The following is a 19953-nucleotide window of genomic DNA, read 5'->3' as shown; positions in this document are numbered from 1 at the left end:
GGTGGCGCGATGCGCCTCATGTGGGTGGTGGGCGGACGGCGGGTGGGCAGGATGGAATCGGCCAGGGCGGGTGCGCCCTGCCCTACCGATTGTTCGGTCGCTGATGCATTTTGGCTACAGGCGGGCTCAGCCTGTGGACAAACGGTTCTCCACAGCTTGAGATGAAGCCAGGGCGTCCACAAAGGGGAGGCGGGACCATATGCCGGACGAACAGATGGCCAATTCCGGCGGGCAGCCACCCGCGGCACCCACCCCGCCATCGCCGGCCGCGCGCCCGCTCGACACCATCGACCGTTCGATCCTGCGCATGCTCCAGACCGACGGCAGGGCGTCGATACGCTCCGTGGCCGAGCGGGTGCATGTCTCACGCGCCAATGCCTACGCGCGGATCAACCGGCTGATCGACGACGGCGTGATCCGCGGCTTCAGCGCCCTCATCGATCAGGAACGCGCGGGTCAGGGCGCCTCCGCCTACATCACGCTGAAGATCGTGCAGAACTCCTGGCGGACGGTGCGCAAACAGCTCACGGCGCTGCCGGGGGCCACCCACATCGCACTGGTCAGCGGCGACTTCGATGTGCTGCTGCTGGTCCACACCAAGGACAACCGCGAGCTGCGGGAACTGGTCCTCACCCGTATCCAGTCGATACCGGAAGTGCTCAGCACCCGCACCCTGCTGGTCTTCGAGGAGACCGACCTCGGCCCCGAGGAGGGATGACCCTGCGGCGGGTGGCGGAGAAAGCCCCCGCGGGGCGCGGACACCTCAGGGACACCCGGATCAGCGACCGGCTCAGGGGCCGGATCAGCGCCCGGACCAGGGTCCGCCCGGTCGGTTCCACGCAGGTCGGCGCGAGCGCGGATCAGGCCTTGCGCAGCCCCGCGAACGCCGTACGCACCACGGCCTCGGCGACCTCGTCACGGCTCACCGCGCCACCGCGCCCCGGCCGGTACCACTCGACAATCGAGTTGATCATGCCGAAGAGCAGCCGGGTGGCCAGCCGGATGTCCACGTCGTCCCGGAGGTCGCCGGCGGCGGCTGCCTGCTTGAGCAGATCCGAGACCTCGTGGTCGAACTCCCGGCGGCGCCCCATGGCCCAGCGCTCGGTGTCCGTGTTTCCGCGCACCCGCAACAGCAGCGTCACGTAAGGGAGTTCGTCCATCAGCACCTCGGCCACGCGGCGGGTGACATGCTCCAGCCGCTCGATCGCCCGCCCCTGGACGGCGCCCGGCTCGTCCAGCACACCGAACAGCCCGTCCAGGGCCCGGCTTATGGCGCGGTGCAGCAGCTCTTCCTTGCTGCGGACATGGTGGTAGATCGAGGACTTGGAGATGCCCGCCGCCTTGGAGAGGTGCTCCATGGACGTGCCGTCGTAGCCGCGCTCGATGAACACCTCGACGGCGACCGCGAGCAGCGAATCGGGCGTATAGGTGTCGCGCTTGGCCATGGTCATGATTAGAGCACCTATTTCTCGAGGTCTGCACGGCGCCGCAGCGCCCAGGACGGTACGTAGCGTCCACCGGCGTTCTGGTGATGCATCGAGTCCAGCAGATCCCACACCCATGGGGCGCCGAGCCGCTCGGCCCACTCCATGGGGCCGCCGGGATAGTTCACGCCCAGCCGCATGGCCGTGTCGATGTCCTCGGGGCTCGCGACCCCGCGGGCCGCGGCGTCCACCGCAAAGTCGATGATCATCGCGACCGTCCGGGCGACGATCATCCCCGGTACGTCCTCGATCACGCTGACCTGCTTGCCCATCGCCTGGAACAGCCCGACGGCCTCCGCGAGGTCGGCCTCGGAAACCGCCTCCGAGGCCGCCAGGGCGATCCGGGTCGCGGCGCGGTAGTCCAGGGAGAGGTCGAAGCGGATGTACTTCCCGTAGACGTCGGACGTCGCCGGATAGCCGTTGGTCAGCCCCAGACAGGCCCCACCGGGCAGCCGGAGGAAGCCCTCCGACTCCCCCGGTGTCCGGTCGCGGGTGACCTTGATGCCCGCCTCCTCGATGAGCTCGTGCAGCACCACCGCGGGGCCGGGCAGCTTCGCGTGCAGGCCGACGGATTCGGGCGCCGGACAGGGCTCCGCGGTCCGCGGTTCGGGCCGCCGGGCGCCCTCGGAGTAGTCGAACCAGCCGCGGCCTGCCTTACGGCCGTGCAGCCCGGACTCGACCAGCCGGCGCTGCGCCAGGGAGGGGGTGAACTTCGGGTCCTGGAAGAAGGCCTGCCATACGGAGTGGGTGACCGCCTCGTTCACGTCCTGCCCGATGAGGTCGGTCAGCTCGAAGGGCCCCATCTTGAAGCCGGCACCGTCGCGCAGCACCGCATCGATGGTGGCCGGGTCGGCGACCCGTTCCTCGTAGGCACGCAGAGCTTCGGCGTAGAAGGGGCGGGCGATGCGGTTGACGACAAAACCGGGGGTGTCCGTGCAGCGCACCGGCTGCTTGCCCCAGGCCGCGGCGGTCTCGTACGCGGTCGTGGCGGCGGACTCGTCGGTGGCGAAGCCGCTGATCACCTCGACCAGGGGGAGCAGCGGCGCGGGATTGAAGAAGTGCATGCCCACGCAGCGGCCGGGATGGCGCAGCCGCCCCGCGACCGCGGTCACGGACAGCGAGGAGGTGTTGGTGGCCAGGAGGCAGTCCGCCGCCACGAAGTCCTCCAGGGCGGTGAACAGCTCCTGTTTGGCGGGGAGTTGCTCCAGGATCGCCTCGATGACCAGTGCGGCGTCGGCCAGCTCCGCGAGAGCGGTGGCGGGGGAGAGGCGCTCGCGGGCGGCGTCCCGCTCGGCCGCCGAGATCCGGCCCTTTTCGACCAGCCGGTCCAGCCGGCCCCCGATCGCCTCAGCGGCTTGTCCGGCGCGCCCGGCGGCGGTGTCATAGAGGCGTACGCGATGACCGGCGACCAGCGCCACCTGCGCGATGCCCTGTCCCATGGTGCCGGTGCCCACCACTGCCACGGTGCTGCTGGTTGCGAGAGCCGTCATGCCAGCTGATCCTCTCCGACCGACTTTTCCACAGGCTGGCCGGGCCCTCTTGCCCCGACCGATCGTTCGGTTACTCTAACTCCGTTGCCCTGTCCACTCCCAGCCCCTATCCGCTCTCCGCCCAGCTCGACGAGGAGTTGGTCATCGATGGCCGCCGAAATGACCGCAGCGCGTCCGACCACAGCGCAGTTGATCGCGAAGCACCGCCCGACCCTCGACCAGACGCTGGAGGCGATCCGCACCCGCGCGTACTGGTCCCCGCACCCCGAGCACCCGAAGGCGTACGGCGAGAGTGCCGCGCCCGACGGGCTGGCCGCCTTCGAGGCACTGCGCGGCCGGCGGTTCGAGCTCGACCAGCCCGGCACGGACGACTGGACGGCCGAGGAAGTCTCGCCATACGGCCTGAAGCTCGACATCAGCTATCCGCATCCGGACGTGGACGTGCTGCTGCCGGCCATGCGCGCCGCACTCCCCGCCTGGCGGGACGCCGGTCCTGAGGCGCGCGCGGCGGTGTGCCTGGAGATCCTGGCCCGGATCAGCGCGCGGACCCACGAGTTCGCGCAGGCCGTGATGCACACCAGCGGCCAGGCCTTCATGATGGCGTTCCAGGCGGGCGGACCCCATGCCCAGGACCGCGGCCTGGAGGCTGTGGCGTATGCGTACGCCGAGCAGGTCCGTACCCCGGAGCAGGCGCCCTGGTCCAAGCCGCAGGGCAAGCGCGACCCGCTCGAACTGTCCAAGAGCTTCACGGCCGTACCGCGCGGCGTCGCCCTGATGATCGGCTGCAACACCTTCCCTACGTGGAACGGCTATCCGGGCTTGTTCGCCTCTCTGGCGACCGGCAACCCCGTGCTGGTCAAGCCGCATCCGCGCGCCGTGCTCCCGCTGGCGCTGACCGTCCAGGTGGCCCGCGAGGTGCTCACCGAGGCCGGTTTCCCCGCCGACCTGGTGTGCCTGGCCGTGGACAAGCCGGGCGAGGGGCTGGCCAAGACACTGGCCGTCCGTCCCGAGGTCCGCATCATCGACTACACCGGCTCGACCGCCTTCGGCGACTGGCTGGAGACGCACGCCCGGCAGGCGCAGGTCTTCACGGAGAAGGCCGGCGTCAACACCGTCGTCATCGACTCCACCGATGACTACAAGGGCATGCTGAGCAACCTCGCCTTCTCCCTGTCGCTCTACAGCGGCCAGATGTGCACCACCCCGCAGAATCTGCTGATCCCGCGCGACGGCATCACCACGGACGCCGGGCCGAAGTCGTACGACGAGGTCGTCAGCGATCTCGCGGCCGCGGTGAACGGGCTGCTGGGCGACGATGCGCGGGCCAACGCGCTCCTGGGCGCCATCGTCAATCCGCAGGTCAAGGAGCGGATCGACGCGGCTGCCGGGCTCGGCGAGGTGGCACTGGCCTCCCGTGAGGTGGCCAACCCCGAGTTCCCCGGGGCCACGGTCCGGACGCCGGTGATCGTCAAGCTGGACGGTGCCAAGCCGGACTCCGAGGCGGCCTATCTGTCGGAGTGCTTCGGCCCGGTGTCCTTCGCGGTGGCCGTAGATTCCGCGGCCGACGCAGTGGATCTGCTGCGGCGCACGGTCCGCGAGAAGGGCGCCATGACGGTCGGCGCGTACACCACCTCCGCCGAGGTCGAGCAGCTGGTGGAGGAGGCCTGCCTGGAGGAGTGCGCCCAGCTGTCGCTGAACCTGACCGGCGGGGTCTATGTGAACCAGACCGCAGCGTTCTCGGACTTCCATGGCTCGGGCGGCAACCCGGCGGCCAATGCCGCGCTGTGCGACGGCGCCTTCGTGGCCAACCGCTTCCGCACGGTGGAGGTGCGACGGCAGGCATGACCGGTGCGGGTGCCGGGGCCCGGGACGTGCTCCTGGGCCCCGCGCCAGGCGGCCGACGGGGCATGTGCGCCGTCAGAGGCCGTCCGGCCCCCCGATCCGCGCATGGCGGCCGATCCAGGCATGCATCGCGATGGCGGCCGCGGCCCCCGCATTGATCGAGCGGGTCGAGCCGAACTGCGCGATCGAGCAGGTCAGCGAGGCATGCCGACGCGCCTCCTCGGTCAGCCCCGGCCCCTCCTGGCCGAACAGCAGCACACATCGCCGCGGTAGCTCGGTCGTCTCCAGCGGCACGGAACCGGGGAGGTTGTCGATCCCGATGATCGGCAGCTCCTCGGCCGCGGCCCAGGCGGTGAGGTCCGCGGTGTCCGGGTGGTGGCGGACGTGCTGGTAGCGGTCGGTCACCATCGCGCCGCGCCGGTTCCAGCGGCGCTGCCCGACGATATGGATCTCCTTGGCCAGGAACGCGTTCGCGGTCCGCACGACCGAGCCGATGTTGAAGTCATGCCCCCAGTTCTCGACGGCCACATGGAAGTCATGGCGGCGGGTGTCGAGGTCGGCGACGATCGCCTCGCGCTTCCAGTAGCGGTAGTGGTCGACCACATTGCGGCGGTCGCCGTTCGCGAGCAGCTCGGGGTCCAGACGGTCGTCCTGCGGCCAGGGTTCCGGGTGCGGTCCGACGCCGATCTGGGTCCCGTACCCCTCGTCGTACTGGAGGGGCTCGGCGGGGGCGGTTTTCTCGCTGCTCACCCCACGAGCGTATGGCCACCGCCGCCGTGCTCCGTACGGGCCTCCGGCTCGCCGTCCCCGGCACCCTCGGCCGGCCGGTCCGGACCGCCGCGCGAGAAGAGCCGTTTGCGCAGGCCGGAGACGCGGGCGGAGAGCCAGGTCAGGAAGTTCGTCGGCAGGAAGACCGCGTCAGCGGCGACCATCGCGAGCGAGAAGAACGGCAGCCCGAGCAGGAACGCGATCGAGAGGTGCTCGCAGATCATCGCGACCAGCAGCACATTCTTGAGCCGGCGGTTGAAGAGCGTGAACGGGAAGGCGACCTGCACGATCACCGTCCCGTAGGTGATCAGCATGACGATCACCCCGTTGCTGCCCAGCAGCTCGGACAGCGCCGGCCAGGGGGAGAAGTAGTCCAGGTGCATCGGGTAATAGACCGCGGTGCCGTCCTGCCAGCGTGAGCCCTGGATCTTGTACCAGCCGGCCGTGGCGTAGATCAGGCAGACCTCGATCATGATCACCAGAAGTGCGCCGTTGTGGGCGAGCTTGGCGAGGGTGTCCAGGACGATGCGCGGCTCGCCGGGCGCGTACCGCTGCACCGCCCACCACACTCCGTGCGTCAGCCACAGGCCCCACAGCACCAGGCTCCAGCCGATGTGCGGGACCGGGCCGCCCTCGGACCAGTCGAGGCCGTAGTTGCCGCTCAGCTGGGCCACGGCCAGGCCGAGGCCGAGCACGGCCCACAGGATGATGCCGGGGAGATCGCGGGAAGCGGTAGGGGTGCCGCCGCTCTCGTCCCCACCGGACGCGGATGCGGCGGCCGCTGCCCGCTTCGCACGGCGTGCGTCCAGAGACCAGACCTGCCCGCACCGGGTCAGCACGAGATACATCGACATCAGGTGGATGACGTTGTCGCCGCCGTCCCCTATGAAGATGCTGCGGTTCTGAAGCGAGATCACGCCCACCATGAAGAGCACCGACATGGTGCGGGTGCGCCAGCCGAGCATCAGCAGGGCGCTGGCCACGATGGCGACGAGGTACACGCACTCGAACCAGCCGCGGCTGTCGGACCAGGGCAGGACGGAGAAGGCGTGGTTGCCGTCCAGGAGCCGGCGCGCCATGTCCAGGCTCCAGGGGCTGTCGGGCCCGTAGAGCACCGCGCGGTGCGGCCATTCGCGCAGCAGGAACAGCAGCCAGGTCGCCGAGAAGCCGATCCGGATCACCGCGGTCTGGTACGGGGCCAGCGCGCGGCTGGTGACCCGCCCGAAGCCGCGTCCGATGGCCCGCTCGATACGGGTCTCTTCGTAGGGGGCGGGCTCCTGGGGCGTCTGCGGTGCCTGCGCCTGCTGAGGCACCTCGGCCGACTCCGGCGTATGCGCGGACTGCTGTGCGCCCGGGGTCTGCTGAGGCTGGTGGGGCGTCGGTGAAGTCACTGGTTCTTCGCCCCCTTGGGCAGGTCGTCTGCGGTGACCTGCCACCAGGGCAGCACGCGGTAAACGGGCTTCTCGCTGATCTTCTCCGAGCTCCACGGCGGCGGGCGGACCGCCGTCGTCTGCGAGCGGACCTGGATCTGCTCGACCCGGCCGCCGCCCTTCGTCCACTCGCCGTCCATCCGGAGCATCACGATCCGCCGGATATAGCGCTCGGACAGCTCACCGCGCAGGCCGACGGGGCGGTTCTGCGCATTGTGGGTGTTGAGGAAGAGCTCCCAGCCGCGGCGCAGCTGGTTCTGCTGGGTGTGGCTGGGCAGCGGGTTGTGGAGGATCGCCTGGCCGTCGCGGGCGGTCAGACCGGTCCAGCCGGTGGTCCGCACGGTGCCGTCCTCGGTGCGCTGCTGTGCACGGACCTGGACCGCGATGTTCTGCTGGAGGGGATTGGGTGCGAACAGCTTCCAGTTCTGTTCGTACTCGGGATAGACGTAGTCGCTGATCAGGGCGCCCTGCTGCTTACTGAGCGTGTTCGACGGCGCGACATGCAGGAACATCATGGCGAGATGAATCGCGACGATGACTGCGATGGCACAGGCCGCCACCCCTATGACGATCCGCGAGGGCAGCGAGAGCGCGGACAATGGCCGCGATTCGTCCCCGTATGACTGCATTCCCGCCCCGTTCCAAGAATCCATGCGGCTGACTCCGCTTCGGAACCGTACCTACGCGGCCGCACCGGGCACACCCTTCCCCTGGTTATCCACAGGCTTGACACCTGCGGTCCGCCCACTCACCATTGAACCGAACGATCGGTCGGTCGGGAGCGAGGGGGCACCACATGACGACGATCGCGCCGGAAGAGACGGCTCGCGAGGCCGTATTCGACGCCACCGTGGCCGCGGACGAGCGCATCGAGCCGCGGGACTGGATGCCGGACGCCTACCGCTCGACACTCGTGCGCCAGATAGCGCAGCACGCCCACTCCGAGATCATCGGCATGCAGCCGGAGGGCAACTGGATCACCCGGGCGCCGTCCCTGCGCCGCAAGGCGATCTTGATGGCGAAGGTGCAGGACGAAGCCGGTCACGGCCTGTATCTCTACAGCGCCGCCGAGACCCTGGGCACCGGCCGCGACGAGCTGCTCGACAAGCTGCACTCCGGCCGCCAGAAGTACTCCTCGATCTTCAACTACCCGACCCTGACCTGGGCCGATGTCGGAGCCGTCGGCTGGCTGGTGGACGGCGCGGCGATCACCAACCAAGTTCCGCTGTGCCGGTGTTCGTACGGCCCCTACGCCCGCGCGATGGTCCGCATCTGCAAGGAGGAGTCCTTCCACCAGCGACAGGGCTACGAACTCCTGCTGACCCTCAGCCGCGGCACCGACGCCCAGCACGCCATGGCACAGGACGCGGTGAACCGCTGGTGGTGGCCGTCGCTGATGATGTTCGGCCCGCCGGACGACGAGTCGTCGCACTCCGCGCAGTCCATGGCCTGGAAGATCAAGCGGCACTCCAACGACGAGCTGCGCCAGCGCTTCGTGGACATCTGCGTCCCCCAGGCCGAGGCCCTCGGGCTCACCCTCCCCGACCCGGACCTGACGTGGAACGACGAGCGCGGCCACTGGGACTTCGGCCCGATCGACTGGGCCGAGTTCCGCGAGGTGCTCAAGGGCAACGGCCCCTGCAACGAACAGCGGATCAGCCGCCGACGGCAGGCGCATGAGGAAGGCGCCTGGGTGCGCGAAGCAGCCGCCGCACACGCGGCCAAGCACGGGAAGGCCACCCGATGACGACACCACGCCCCGCCGAAGCCCCCGCGGCCGCCGCAGGGACGGCCGCCGGGCCCACCGACTGGCCCCTGTGGGAGGTCTTCGTCCGCAGCCGCCGCGGCCTCTCGCACACCCACGCCGGCAGCCTGCATGCGCCGGACGCCGAGATGGCGCTGCGCAACGCCCGCGACCTCTACACCCGCCGCTCGGAGGGCGTCTCCCTCTGGGTGGTGCCCTCCGCGCAGATCACTGCCTCCTCGCCGGACGAGAAGGACGCCTTCTTCGAGCCGGCCGGTGACAAGCCCTACCGCCACCCGACCTTCTACGAGATCCCGGACGGGGTGCATCACCTTTGATGAACGTCACCGCCACCCCGGCCCTGCCCCTCGGGGACGACGCGCTGATCCTCTCCCACCGCCTGGGCGAGTGGGCCGGCCACGCCCCGGTCCTGGAGGAGGAGGTCGCGCTGGCCAATATCGCGCTGGACCTGCTCGGTCAGGCCCGTGTGCTGCTCTCCCTGGCCGGTGATGAGGACGAGCTGGCCTATCTGCGCGAGGAACGGCAGTTCCGCAACCTCCAGCTCGTCGAGCAGCTCAACGGCGACTTCGCCCACACCATCGCCCGCCAGCTCTACTTCTCCACCTACCAGGAGCTGCTGTTCGGCCATCTCGCCGCAACGGAGAGCGAGTTGGCGCCGCTGGCCGGGAAGGCCGTCAAGGAGGTCGCCTACCACCGCGACCACGCCCATCAGTGGACGCTGCGCCTGGGCGACGGCACCGACGAGAGCCGTGCCCGGATGCAGCGCGCCGTCGATGCCCTCTGGCGCTTCACCGGCGAACTGTTCGAGCCGGTGGAAGGGCTGGAGACGGTGCCCTGGCCGGCCCTGCACGACAGCTGGACCGCGCGCATCACCACCACCCTGGAAGAAGCCACCCTCACCGTCCCCGAAGGCCCCCGGCACGGCGCCTGGACGGCCGGCGGGGGCCGGCAGGGCCTGCACACCGAGTCGTTCGGACTGCTGCTCGCCGAGATGCAGCACCTCCACCGCAGCCACCCGGGGGCGACATGGTGACCACCACCGCCCTCGAAGAGCAACTGCTGGCGCTGGCCGGCTCCGTTCCCGACCCCGAGCTGCCGGTGCTCACCCTCGCCGAACTGGGCGTGCTGCGCGGGGTACAGCTCACGGCCCCCGGCCGGGTCGAGGTGCGGCTCACCCCCACCTACACCGGCTGCCCGGCCATCGAGGCGATGTCGGCCGACATCGAGCAGGTGCTGCACGAACACGGCATACCCGAGGTCGAGGTCCGTACGGTCCTCAGCCCGCCGTGGACCACGGACGCGATCACCGCCGAAGGCCGCCGCAAGCTCGCCGAATTCGGGATCGCACCCCCACGCCCCACGGGTCCGGCCGGCGGACCGGTCGCCGTCGACCTCACCATCCGCTGCCCGAACTGCGGATCGACCGACACCACCCTGCTGAGCCGGTTCTCCTCCACGGCATGCAAGGCACTGCGCCGTTGCGAGTCCTGCCGCGAACCCTTCGACCACTTCAAGGAGTTGTGATGTTCCACCCGCTCCAGGTCCGGGAGATCGAGCGGCTCACGGACGACGCGGTGGCCGTCACCTTCGAGGTCCCGCCCGAGCTGCGCACGACCTTCCGGCACACCCCCGGACAGCACATCGCGCTGCGCAGATCGGTCGGCGGCCAGGAGATCCGCCGCACGTACTCCATCTGCACCCCGGCCACCGACCAGCCCGTATTGCGCGTGGGCATCCGCCTCGTCGAGGACGGCGCCTTCTCGACCTACGCGCTCAAAGAGCTGGCCGTCGGCGACAGGGTGGAGGTCATGGCCCCGGCCGGCCGGTTCACCCTCGAACCACGCTCCGGCCATTTCGTCGGCATCGTCGGCGGCAGCGGCATCACCCCCGTGCTGTCCATCGCCTCCACCCTGCTCGAGCGGCAGCCGGACGCCCACTTCTGCCTCATCCGCAGCGATCGCACGGCGGCATCGACGATGTTCCTGGAGGAGGTGGCCGACCTCAAGGACCGCCATCCCCAGCGCTTCCAGCTCATCCACGCCCTCTCCCGCGAGGAACAACAGGCCGGCCTGCCCTCCGGCCGGCTGGACGAGACCCGGCTCCGCTCCCTCCTGCCCGCGCTGCTGAAGATCGGCTCCATCGACGGCTGGTACCTCTGCGGCCCCTACGGCCTGGTCCAGGGCGCCGAACGCGCTCTGCGCGCGCTCAACGTGCCCCGCACCCACATCCACGAGGAAATCTTCCACGTCGACAACGGCACCCCGACCGCCCCCGCAGCCTCCGCCCCCGCGCACAGCACCGTGACCGCCACTCTCGACGGCCGCTCCGGCAGCTGGCCGGTCCACGACAGCGAGTCGCTGCTCGAAGCGGTCCTGCGCAACCGCGCAGACGCCCCGTACGCCTGCAAGGGCGGCGTCTGCGGCACCTGCCGCGCCTTCCTGGTCTCGGGCGAGATCCGCATGGACCGCAACTTCGCCCTGGAAGCCGAAGAGGTCGACGCGGGGTACGTCCTGGCCTGCCAGTCCCACCCGGTCACGGAGAAGGTCGAGCTGGACTTCGACCGATAGCACCGCTCCGGGCGGCGCCCGGCCCGACAAGCCAGCCGGCAACACCACCCCGGTCTCCACCCGATCGCGGCCCGTTCGCGGCCCGTTCGCGGCCCGGTGGCCGCCCGGTGGCGGCCCGGTGGCCGCCCGGTGGCGGCCCGGCTCCCTGCCGGGACCGGGTCCGTAGGCGGCCCGCTGCCGGTCGCTGCGCCGGACGAACCGGCAGTGGACGCCGAGCCGGCCCCACAGCTGCGACCGCAGCCGCACCGTGCCCGTGCCCACCCCGCTCCACCTGCTCCCCCGTCCTCCGCAACTCACTCGGCCCCCCACTCCCCCAACTCCCTCCCCTTTCCGTCCTTTCCGCCGTTGCCGCCATTCCCAATTCCTGGAACCTGTTCTACCTTGACGCATCGTCAGTTCGAGGCGCCGCGTGGGAGGACAGAGCAATGGACTTCACCTTCACCGAGGAGCAGCAGGCCGCCGTCGAAGCGGCGAGGGCCGTCTTCTCGGGGGTCGCTCCGGACAGCGTGCCCAGCCCGGCGCTCACCCCCTGTGCGGTCGCCGACGACTTCGACCGCGCGCTGTGGCGCAAGCTCGCCGACGCCGATCTGCTGAGCCTGCCGATCTCATCCGAGTACGGCGGCGCGGGCCTGGACCCGATCGCGCTCTGCCTCGTGCTCCGCGAGTCGGCCAAGGTGCTGGCGCGGGTACCGCTGCTGGAGTCAGGCGCCGCCGCGCTCACCCTCCAGAATTACGCGGCCGACGAGCTGCGTGCGCAGGTGCTCACCCGGATTGCCGCCGGGGACCTCGTCGTGACCGTCGCCGCCGCCGGCCGCACGGGGCACGAACCGGCCGAACTCGCCGTGGATGCCCGCCAAGAGGGTGCCGACTGGATCCTCGACGGCGCCCAGACGGCCGTCCCCTGGGCCCAGGTCGCCGACCGGATCCTGCTCCCCGCCCACACCCCCGAAGGCCACGCCGTACTCGCCCTCGTCCCCCGCACCCACCCGGGCGTCAGGCTCGACGAGCAGATATCCACCAGCGGAGAGCGCCATGCCGAGGTCCGGTTGGATTCCGTCCGCGTCAGCGCCCAGGAAACGATCACCGATCCAGCCGCCTGGGAGTCGCTGCGCAATGTTATGACCACCGGCACCTGCGCACTCGCGCTGGGCCTCGGCGAGCGCGTCCTCGCCATGACCGGCGACTACACCAGCAAGCGCGAACAGTTCGGGTTCCCGGTGGCCACCTTCCAGGCCGTCGCGGTCCAGGCCGCCGACCGCTTCATCGACCTGCGCGCCATGGAAGCCACGCTCTGGCAGGCAGCCTGGCGCATCACCACGGATGCCGCCGGCCCGCTACCGCCCGCCGGCGATGTCGCGGTCGCCAAGATCTGGGCCGCCGAGGGCGTGCGCCGAGTCGTCCAGACCGCCCAGCATCTTCATGGCGGCTTCGGCGCCGACACCGATTACTCGCTGCACCGCTACCACGCCTGGGCCAAACAACTGGAGCTCTCCCTCGGCCCCGCCGCCGCCCACGAGGAGGCCCTCGGCGACCTGCTCGCAGCACATCTGCTGGGCTGAGGGGAGGGGCAAGAGGCAAGCAGGCGGAAGACACAGCGGGCGTCCGCTTCACCAAGACCCCGCCAACAGGCCGCCCGGCCACGCGGCTCCCGGCTCCCGGCTCCCGGCTCCCGGCTCCCGGCTCCCGGCTCCCGGCTCCCGGCTAGACGACCGCCCCGGAGCCGCCCTTGCCATCCGATACGGGGCGGCCGGCGGCCTCCCAGGCCTGCATGCCGCCGGCGACGTTCACCGCGTCGACGCCCTGCTGGATCAGATACTGCGCCACCTGCGCCGAGCGCCCACCGACCCGGCACAGCACATACACCTTGCCGTCCTCGGGTGCCGCCTCGGTCAACTCACCGTAGCGGGCGACGAATTCGCTCATCGGGATATGCAGCGCGCCCTCGGCATGCCCCGCCTCCCATTCATCGTCCTCACGCACATCCAGGAGGAAGTCCTCCGACGTGAGAGCGTCGACACCGACCGTGGGCACAGAACCGAATTGCATGGATCCGACGCTACCCGACCAGCTGCGCCAGGTACGTCTCGCGTTCCGCGACATCGGCGAGCAGCTTCTCGGCGATCTCGTCCAGGAGCGCGTCCGGGTCCTCCGGCGCCATCTTGATCATCGCGCCGATCGCGCTCTCCTCGAGCTCGGAGGCCATGGCAGCCAGCAGCTCCTTGCGCTCGGCCAGCCACTCCAGCCGGGCGTAGAGCTCCTCGCTCTCACTGAGCCGCTCCTCGGCCGGCGCAGGACCGGTCTCCCACTCCTGGGCCAGCTCCCGCAGCACCGCCACATCACCCTTGCCGTACGCCGCGTTGACCCGCGCGATGAACGCGTCCCGCCGCACCCGCTCCGCATCGTCCCGCGCCAGGTCCGGATGGGCCTTGCGCACCAGGTCGCGGTAGACCTTGCGGGCCTCCTCGCTGGGCCGCACCTTCTGCGGCGGCCGCACGGACTGCTCGGTGAGCATCGCCTGTGCCTCCGGGAACAGCCCGTCCGAGCCCATCCAGCCGTGGAACAGCTCCTCGACCTCCGGCATCGGCAGCACCGACGCACGCGCCTCCTGCGCCTTACGGATGTCGTCGGGAGCACCCGTACGTGCCGCCACCGCCTCCGCGATCTGCGCGTCGAGCTCGTCCAGCCGCGCGTACATGGGGCCGAGCCGCTGGTGGTGCAGGCGGGAGAAGTTCTCCACCTCCACCCGGAAGGTCTCCACCGCGATCTCGAACTCGATCAGGGCCTGCTCCGCGGCCAGCACCGCCTTCGCCAGCCGCCGGGTCGCCTCGTCCTGAGCCGCCTGCTCACCCGGCGCGGGGCCCGACTCGGTGCCCGTTTCGGCACCCGTTTCGGCTCCCGGCTCGGCGCCCGTCTCGGTGTGCGCCCCGCCCTCGGCGGTGGGCGTATCGCCCTGAGTCCCTTGGCCGGCGCCCACCCCCTCGGGGCCCTCGGCCTGATCGTCCGAGCCGCCGCCGTGCCCGAGCCCGGCGCCCTGACCTCCGCCGCGGGCTTCCGGTGCCTGCGGGTCGGCCGGGGCGTCCGGCGTGCCCGGCACGTCCGGTCGGTGCTGACCGTCCTGCGTGTTCTCCGCGTGCGAGTTCGTCACCCGGTCAGCGTACGGCCCACGCCGGGCCCGGCCCTCCACCGCATTCCCTCGTTTCCTGCCGGGTCGGCGGCCCGGCCATGCGCCTCCCCCTCACACCCCCGTCTCCGCCGCGATCCGCCCGTTCTTCACCGCTGTGGCCAGCTCCGCATGGTCCGCTTCCGTGCGGTCCGCGTAGGCGACCGCGAATTGCGCGAGTGCCTCGTCCAGCTCCTCGTTCTTGCCGCAGTACCCGGCCAGAAGGCGCGGATCGGCGCTGTGCGCATGGGCGCGGGCCAGGAGAGCACCGGTCATGCGGGCATAGTCGTCCATCTGATCGCCGGAGAGCTGCGCCGGGTCCACGCTGCCCTTGCGGTTTCTGAACTGACGGACCTGGAAGTGCAGGCCCTCCCGCCGGCCGTTCGCCACGGCCCCGCCGCCCAGCGACGCCGCGTCCTGCACCGTCGTCCAGCCCAGCAGAATGTCGCTGACCACCTGCATCCGGCGCTGCCCGAGCACCACCCGGCGGCCCTCATGCACCACCGGCAGCACCGGGAAGCCCGCCCTCGCCACGAAGGACGTCAGCACCGAGGCACGCGCCTCCTTCACCTGGAGGACAACCGGCTCGCCCCGGTGGTCCAGCAGCAGCACCACATATGACCGCAGGCCCACGCTGCCCGTGCCGACCACCCGGAAGGCCACGTCGTGCACCGCGTGCCGAGCCAGCAAAGGCAGCCGGTCCTCGGGGAGCGTCTCCAGATAGCCGGTCAGGGACGCGGCGACGGCTGCGGCCTCCGCATCCGGCACCCGGCGCAGCACGGGCGGAGCGTCCACGAACCGGCGGCCGCCGTCCTCCGTCCGCTCCGTCGCCTTCGCCGCGAACCGCGCGCTGGTGTTCTTGCGCGCCTTGTCCGCAACCAGCTCCAGCGTTCCCACGAGATCCTTGGCGTCGGCATGCGAGACCAGCGCCTCGTCGGCGATCGCGTTCCACGCCTCGGTCACCGGCATCTTGGCCAGCAGCCGCATCGTGCGCCGATACGCGCCCGCCACGTCCTGCGCCGCCCTGCGACAGTCGTCCTCGCCGGCGCCCGCCTCCCGGCCCGCCAGCACCATCGACGTCGCGAGCCGCTTCACATCCCACTCCCACGGCCCGTAGAGGGTCTCGTCGAAGTCGTTGAGATCGATGACGAGCTGGCCGCGGGCGTCGCCGTAGAGTCCGAAGTTGGCGGCGTGGGCATCGCCGCAGATCTGGGCTCCGATGCCGGTCACGGGGCCTGCCGTGAGGTCATACGCCATCAGGCCCGCGGAGCCGCGGAGGAAGGCGAAGGGGCTCGCGGCCATCCGGCCGACCCGTATCGGCGTCAGCTCGGACAGCCGGCCGGCATTGGACTCCTCGACCGCCGCGACCGCATCAGGCCGCCCGGCCGCGATCGACAGCCCGGCCTGCTCGGCACGCGGGACGCGCTCCCGCAACGCCCGCCCGGCGGCCTTGGGAGACGATCCCTGCGCCTCCGCCTTCACAAACCCCGGTACGTACGGCACACGCGGCATAGCGGGCCACCTCCCCCTTCACGACCTGCGTTCTTGTGTCCCTGTCCGCTGCATTCACCAGCCCGCCGGGCGCTCTCGGCCCGCCGACGAGCATTGACGTTACCGAGACCCCGGCACCTCCCGCAGAGCCTGTGGATAACTCTTCGGACCCCAGACCTCGGCCTCTCCGAACCAAGCACGCCCGGATCTCCGTACTCCTGATCCCCGTACTGCTGGATCTCCGTACTTCTGGATCTCCGGACCTCGGTACCTCTGGACCGCGGACGGCTCGGAACGCTGGAACCGCTCGAACCACAAACTCGAACCACAAAGAGGCACAACACGTAGCGGAGGCAACGGAGGCAACGGACCGTCGGAGGCATCGGAGGCGTCGGAGGCACTACGCGGGGTACGGCCCCCGAACCACCCGCTACACGCCCACGGCCTCCTCCATCTCCATCTCCACATCCGCCTCCGCAGCCTCATCCACGTCCGCAGCCCCCTCACGCGCTTCCGTCCCCGCTCCCCCTGCGGCCCGTGCCGACCGCACCGTCGTCTGACTGTCCCCCTTCGACGTCGGCTCCGGCACCGTCGCCGCCACCGCGGCCGCCGCCACCGCTGCGGCATTGGCCGCCGCCTCCGCCTCCGCGGTACGCCGCCACTTCTCGGCCAGCGCCGCGACACCGACCATCACCAGGCCGGCGACCAGCCACCACACCAGCGTCCAGACATGCCCAGGCAGGCCGTAGTTGTCGAAGTAGACATGGCTGCGGGTGCCCTCCACGAAGCCCGCGCCGTTCCAGAAGGAGTGCAGCGCCGCGAAGAATCCGTTCTGCATCTCGGGGCGGAAGATCCCGCCGGAGGAGGTGAAGTTGAGCATCACGAAGAGGGCCATCACGCCGAGCGTGGTCCAGCGCTTGAGGAAGGTGTGCAGACCGGTGCCGATCAGCAGAATGCCGGCGGAGTAGAGCCAGGCCATGGCCCACAGGCCCCTGAGGCCGTGGTCGGCGAGGTGGAAGACCGGACCGGCGAACGCCGTCCCGATCAGGCTGACGACGAAGGACGTGCCGATCGCCAGCGCCGCCCGCAACCGGACCGGCAGGACGGCCCCGGCACCGCCGATCACCGTGACCGAGGCGTAGGAGCCGATGCTGATAGCGACCAGCAGGAAGAAGATGCCCTGACCGGTCGGGTCGTCCTCGGCGGTCGGCGCCACGTCCGTGACCTTCAGCGGGGTGCCCTGGTGCGCCGCGACCGGGGTGAAGACCTTCTGTACGACGGAGGCGCTGGTGTCGGAACCCGCGGTCGCCACCAGCAGCTCGGGCACCGGCTTCGACGGGCCCGCCGCCGCCCCCTCGGCACCGGCTCCACCGGCCGAACCCTTCGCCGCCCCGGTCGTCGGACCCTTCGCAGGGATCACATACGCACCGAAGATGTCCTGGTGCTTGAGCCGGTCGACCGCCGCCGACCGGTCGCCGACGGTCCGGACCTCCAGGTCACCGCCCGCCTTGTCGTTGATCGACTGGGCGAGCAGCTGTGCGCTGTGGCCCGATCCGACGACCGCGACGGGCAGCTGGTGCGGCGCGGGGTTCGCAAAGGCGCCCAGGTACGCCAGGCCCATCCCGATGCACATCAGCAGCGGGGTCATCAGGTGCGTCAGGACGTGACGCAGCCCGGCGGAGTGGGGGGAACGCGCGGAACGGTGGCCGCCGTGCTGCTCACTCCGGTGGCCGGGACGTCGGACCGTACTCATGGGGCAGGCCTTCTCAACTCGTCGGCTCAGCTGTCGCCACTAGTGGCCGCAACCAGTAGTTGGCTAATACAACTCTCAATCCACGTTGTACTATACAACTACCTCTACGAAAGGCAACCCGTGGCCCACCGCGACGACTCCGTCGAGACCATCCAGCAGGAGATGACCGCATTTGCCCGCCGGGCCCGCGCGGCCGCCGCCCGGATGCACCCAGAGCTGTCACTGGTCTCCTACACCCTGCTGGCGCACCTCGATGACCAGCAAGGATGCCGCGCCACGGACCTCGCCGCGCACTACCTCCTGGACAAGTCCACGGTCAGCCGGCAGATCGCCGCGCTGGAGAAGCTCGGCTTCGTCGAGCGCCGCGTCGACCCGGAGGACCACCGCGTCCAGGTACTGCACCCCACCGAGAAGGGCGCCCAGGTACTCGCCAACGTCACCACCAGCCGCCGCCAGGCGTTCCATGAGCGGCTGGCCGACTGGGACGAGGACGACCTCGACCGCTTCGCCACGTATCTGCTGCGCTACAACGCCGCCCAGCAACGGCTGGGATAGGAAACCGGCCGACGCGGCGGCGAAAAACAGCCACGGAAGCGACCGCCGAGACAGCCACGGAGGGGGCCGCCGAAACAGCCGCGGAAGGGGCCGCCGCCCCGCCCACGGAACCACCACCGAATCACGGAACCACCACCGAAGCGACCACCGAAGCAGCCACCGGCGCCCCCGCCCCCACCCCGGCCCCCCGCGCCCTACTTCCGGAACTGCTCCGGACACTGCCCGCCATCGGCAAGGTAGGTCTCCGCCCAGCGCGCCAGCTCCTTGAGCGCGGGCTCCATCGCCAGACCGGCTTCCGTCAGCCGGTAGGAGACGCGCAGCGGCGGGCCCGGATCCACCTCGCGCACAAGGAGGCCGGTCCCCGCCAGCTCCATGAGGCGGTCGGAGAGCATGCGCTCACTGATCCCGGGGATGGCCCGCCGCAGATCGGCGAAGTGCACGGGGGCCGGCATCAGGGTGGCGACGATCAGCCCCGTCCAGCGCTTCCCGAACAGCTCGAAGACCCGCGTCATGCCGCCGTCGACCTGCCTGCACGTCGCCTCGCCATGGTCCGCCATACAGCCAGGATACCGCCCTGATGTTGGCTACTGTAGAAAAGTAAGGCCCTGTGTTATTAATAGGGACGTACGGAATTCAACCAGTGGTCGCGCACCGCCCGGCCGCGTACCGAAGGACCGATCCCCATGGCCACGCTTCTGCTCATCGACTCCTCCCTCTTCCCCGAGGGCGGCTCCGCCTCCCGCTCGGTCACCACGGCCTTCCGCAAGGCGTGGGAGGAGCAGCACCCCGACGGCACCGTGATCCACCGCGATCTGGCCGCCGACCCGCTGCCGCACCTCGACGGCGTCGGTGCCTCCGCCGGTTTCTCCGACCCGGCCGGCCACACCCCCGAGCAGCAGGCGGCCTTCGCGCTGCGCGTGAAGCTGGCCGAGGAGCTGGAGCAGGCCGACGCGATCGTCATAGCCGCGCCGATGTACAACTTCACGATCCCCTCCACGCTCAAGGCGTGGCTCGACCAGGTGATCATCATGGGGCGCACGGCGGGCGAGCAGCCGTCCGCCAAGGGCACCCCGGTCACCGTCGTCGCCAGCCGCGGCGGTTCGTACGCGCCGGGCACGCCCCGTGAGTCCTTCGAGTACGTGCAGAACTACCTGGAGGCCGTGCTCAGCGGCGGGCTGGGACTCGAGGTCGACTTCATCGTCCCCGAGCTGACCATGGCCCCCAGCAACCCGGCGATGGCCGAGCTGGTCCCGCTGTACGAGACCTCCCGCGACAAGGCCCACGAGGACGCGGCGGCCAAGGCGAGCCGCTCCAGCGCGGCCGGGACCGCCCGACAGCGCCACCCCGCCGGTGGGTGCGGCCGCACACCGCGAGCCCGCACCCACCCGCACGGGCCCGCCCCGGGGCACCGGGCCACCCGGTCCGCCCACCGCGCACCCGCACACCCCCGGGCCCGCGCCCGTTCCACCCCGCGCCCCACTCCACGCCACACCACAGGTCAGCGCCCCTCGCGGAGCGCCCCCCCGCGGGGGGGACCCCCGGCGGCCGGGAGCCGCTCCAGCGCGGCCGGGACCGCCCGACAGCGCCACCCCGCCGGTGGGTGCGGCCGCACACCGCGAGCCCGCACCCACCCGCACGGGCCCGCCCC

Annotated in this window: 19 protein-coding genes and 1 pseudogene; 10 read left to right on the top strand and 10 right to left on the bottom strand. The window is 70.8% G+C overall.

Annotated features, from left to right (window positions below; genetic code table 11):
- Positions 1-199: 199 nt before the first annotated feature.
- Positions 200-718 carry an Lrp/AsnC family transcriptional regulator gene (locus IF67_RS0137495; RefSeq protein WP_030075629.1) on the top strand — a complete coding sequence of 173 codons (519 nt, stop codon included), beginning with the start codon at positions 200-202 and terminating at the stop codon, positions 716-718.
- A 142-nt stretch (positions 719-860) separates the two neighbouring features.
- Here IF67_RS0137495 and IF67_RS0137490 read toward each other — a convergent pair whose 3' ends face one another.
- Positions 861-1451: a TetR/AcrR family transcriptional regulator gene (locus tag IF67_RS0137490; protein ID WP_030993389.1), complete on the bottom strand. Its 591-nt coding sequence runs from the start codon at positions 1449-1451 to the stop codon at positions 861-863.
- Between the two features lie 11 nt (positions 1452-1462).
- The gene (locus tag IF67_RS0137485; RefSeq protein WP_030993387.1) at positions 1463-2974 is read right to left on the bottom strand and encodes a 3-hydroxyacyl-CoA dehydrogenase; all 1512 of its coding nucleotides are present in this window, start codon (positions 2972-2974) and stop codon (positions 1463-1465) included.
- 147 nt (positions 2975-3121) lie between these two features.
- Here IF67_RS0137485 and paaN point away from each other — a divergent pair, with 147 nt between their 5' ends.
- Positions 3122-4819 (top strand): phenylacetic acid degradation protein PaaN, encoded by a 1698-nt coding sequence (gene paaN / locus IF67_RS0137480; RefSeq protein WP_030993384.1) that lies wholly within the window; start codon positions 3122-3124, stop codon positions 4817-4819.
- Positions 4820-4891: 72 nt separating this feature from the next.
- On the opposite strand, the gene IF67_RS0137475 is transcribed toward paaN, so the two are convergent.
- From IF67_RS0137475 to IF67_RS0137465, 3 genes are read right to left on the bottom strand one after another with little or no spacing between them, the layout of a single operon-like run.
- Positions 4892-5566 carry a TrmH family RNA methyltransferase gene (locus IF67_RS0137475; RefSeq protein WP_030993383.1) on the bottom strand — a complete coding sequence of 225 codons (675 nt, stop codon included), beginning with the start codon at positions 5564-5566 and terminating at the stop codon, positions 4892-4894.
- Positions 5563-6975, bottom strand: a complete 1413-nt coding sequence (locus IF67_RS0137470) for an HTTM domain-containing protein (protein WP_030993381.1) — start codon at positions 6973-6975, stop codon at positions 5563-5565. Before IF67_RS0137470 ends, IF67_RS0137475 begins: the two co-directional genes overlap by 4 nt.
- On the bottom strand, positions 6972-7643 hold the full coding sequence (locus tag IF67_RS0137465; protein ID WP_030993379.1) for a DUF5819 family protein: 672 nt from the start codon (positions 7641-7643) through the stop codon (positions 6972-6974). Before IF67_RS0137465 ends, IF67_RS0137470 begins: the two co-directional genes overlap by 4 nt.
- A gap of 167 nt (positions 7644-7810) precedes the next feature.
- Between IF67_RS0137465 and paaA the strand changes: the two genes are divergently transcribed.
- The 6 genes from paaA to IF67_RS0137435 all read left to right on the top strand — a co-directional run bounded on the left by paaA (position 7811) and on the right by IF67_RS0137435 (position 12905).
- Positions 7811-8761, top strand: coding sequence for a 1,2-phenylacetyl-CoA epoxidase subunit PaaA (paaA, locus tag IF67_RS0137460; protein WP_030993377.1), 951 nt, complete (start codon positions 7811-7813; stop codon positions 8759-8761).
- Positions 8758-9096: a 1,2-phenylacetyl-CoA epoxidase subunit PaaB gene (gene paaB / locus IF67_RS0137455; RefSeq protein ID WP_051819076.1), complete on the top strand. Its 339-nt coding sequence runs from the start codon at positions 8758-8760 to the stop codon at positions 9094-9096. Before paaA ends, paaB begins: the two co-directional genes overlap by 4 nt.
- Positions 9096-9812: a 1,2-phenylacetyl-CoA epoxidase subunit PaaC gene (gene paaC, locus IF67_RS0137450; RefSeq protein ID WP_030993373.1), complete on the top strand. Its 717-nt coding sequence runs from the start codon at positions 9096-9098 to the stop codon at positions 9810-9812. The genes paaB and paaC overlap by 1 nt, the downstream gene beginning before the upstream one ends.
- A complete protein-coding gene (gene paaD / locus IF67_RS0137445; RefSeq protein WP_030993371.1) occupies positions 9806-10303 on the top strand; it encodes a 1,2-phenylacetyl-CoA epoxidase subunit PaaD in 498 nt (165 codons plus the stop codon). The genes paaC and paaD overlap by 7 nt, the downstream gene beginning before the upstream one ends.
- Entirely contained in the window at positions 10303-11346 is a 1044-nt protein-coding gene (locus IF67_RS0137440) for a 2Fe-2S iron-sulfur cluster-binding protein (protein ID WP_030993369.1), read from the top strand. The genes paaD and IF67_RS0137440 overlap by 1 nt, the downstream gene beginning before the upstream one ends.
- A 425-nt stretch (positions 11347-11771) precedes the next feature.
- Positions 11772-12905 carry an acyl-CoA dehydrogenase family protein gene (locus tag IF67_RS0137435; protein ID WP_030993368.1) on the top strand — a complete coding sequence of 378 codons (1134 nt, stop codon included), beginning with the start codon at positions 11772-11774 and terminating at the stop codon, positions 12903-12905.
- Positions 12906-13047: 142 nt separating this feature from the next.
- Here IF67_RS0137435 and IF67_RS0137430 read toward each other — a convergent pair whose 3' ends face one another.
- The 4 genes from IF67_RS0137430 to IF67_RS0137415 all read right to left on the bottom strand — a co-directional run bounded on the left by IF67_RS0137430 (position 13048) and on the right by IF67_RS0137415 (position 17750).
- On the bottom strand, positions 13048-13392 hold the full coding sequence (locus IF67_RS0137430) for a rhodanese-like domain-containing protein (RefSeq protein WP_030075641.1): 345 nt from the start codon (positions 13390-13392) through the stop codon (positions 13048-13050).
- 10 nt (positions 13393-13402) lie between these two features.
- Positions 13403-14491 carry a J domain-containing protein gene (locus IF67_RS0137425; protein ID WP_107050372.1) on the bottom strand — a complete coding sequence of 363 codons (1089 nt, stop codon included), beginning with the start codon at positions 14489-14491 and terminating at the stop codon, positions 13403-13405.
- Positions 14492-14581: 90 nt separating this feature from the next.
- Positions 14582-16018: a DUF2252 domain-containing protein gene (locus IF67_RS0137420; RefSeq protein ID WP_030993364.1), complete on the bottom strand. Its 1437-nt coding sequence runs from the start codon at positions 16016-16018 to the stop codon at positions 14582-14584.
- A 409-nt stretch (positions 16019-16427) separates the two neighbouring features.
- On the bottom strand, positions 16428-17750 hold the full coding sequence (locus IF67_RS0137415) for a membrane protein (protein WP_030993363.1): 1323 nt from the start codon (positions 17748-17750) through the stop codon (positions 16428-16430).
- A 120-nt stretch (positions 17751-17870) separates the two neighbouring features.
- Here IF67_RS0137415 and IF67_RS0137410 point away from each other — a divergent pair, with 120 nt between their 5' ends.
- Positions 17871-18305 (top strand): MarR family winged helix-turn-helix transcriptional regulator, encoded by a 435-nt coding sequence (locus IF67_RS0137410; protein WP_030993361.1) that lies wholly within the window; start codon positions 17871-17873, stop codon positions 18303-18305.
- 194 nt (positions 18306-18499) lie between these two features.
- On the opposite strand, the gene IF67_RS0137405 is transcribed toward IF67_RS0137410, so the two are convergent.
- Complete coding sequence (locus IF67_RS0137405) at positions 18500-18862, bottom strand: winged helix-turn-helix transcriptional regulator (protein WP_030993359.1); 363 nt, start codon at positions 18860-18862, stop codon at positions 18500-18502.
- A 126-nt stretch (positions 18863-18988) separates the two neighbouring features.
- Between IF67_RS0137405 and IF67_RS0137400 the strand changes: the two are divergent.
- A pseudogene (locus IF67_RS0137400) lies at positions 18989-19609 on the top strand (FMN-dependent NADH-azoreductase); the annotation flags it as partial.
- Positions 19610-19953 lie beyond the last annotated feature (344 nt).

The sequence above is a fragment of the Streptomyces sp. NRRL S-1813 genome, assembly GCF_000719605.1.
GTDB lineage: Bacteria > Actinomycetota > Actinomycetes > Streptomycetales > Streptomycetaceae > Streptomyces > Streptomyces decoyicus.
Note: the sequence above shows the minus strand (reverse complement) of the source record. Positions and strands in the feature narration are given on the sequence as shown.